Annotated in this window: 1 protein-coding gene; it reads left to right on the top strand. The window is 45.4% G+C overall.

Translation table 11 applies throughout. The annotated features are described in order from the left end of the window. Positions 1–421: beta-ketoacyl synthase N-terminal-like domain-containing protein (locus J7R10_RS08955; RefSeq protein ID WP_281432521.1), on the top strand; the 421-nt coding region annotated here is incomplete at both ends.

Here is a 421-nt window from a genome sequence, read left to right on the forward strand (position 1 = left end):
TATGCAATGGCTGCTGCGAGCCAAGCGCTTTCAGATGCTGAGCGGTCTCCTAAAAGTGATGAAGATCAGGTTTCTACAGGAGTATTAATTGGTTCGGGTATTGGTGGTATCGAAGGTATCGTCGAAGCCGGTTATACGCTTCGTGATAAAGGTCCAAGGCGTGTCTCTCCTTTTTTTATTCCAGGACGTTTGTTTAATCTTGCTTCTGGTTATGTCTCTATTAAACATGGTTTGCGTGGTCCTAATCATTCGGTTGTAACAGCTTGTTCTACAGGTGCACATGCACTTGGTGATGCAGCACGTTTGGTTGCGTTGGGTGATGCAGATGTCATGTTGGCAGGGGGCACTGAATCTCCGATAAATCGAATCTCTCTTGCTGGTTTTTCTGCTTGTAGCGCTCTTTCTACTTTTCGTAATGATG

Origin of the sequence: Bartonella vinsonii subsp. berkhoffii ATCC 51672, from assembly GCF_902825225.1 — a bacterium.
Classification (GTDB): Bacteria; Pseudomonadota; Alphaproteobacteria; order Rhizobiales; family Rhizobiaceae; genus Bartonella; species Bartonella berkhoffii.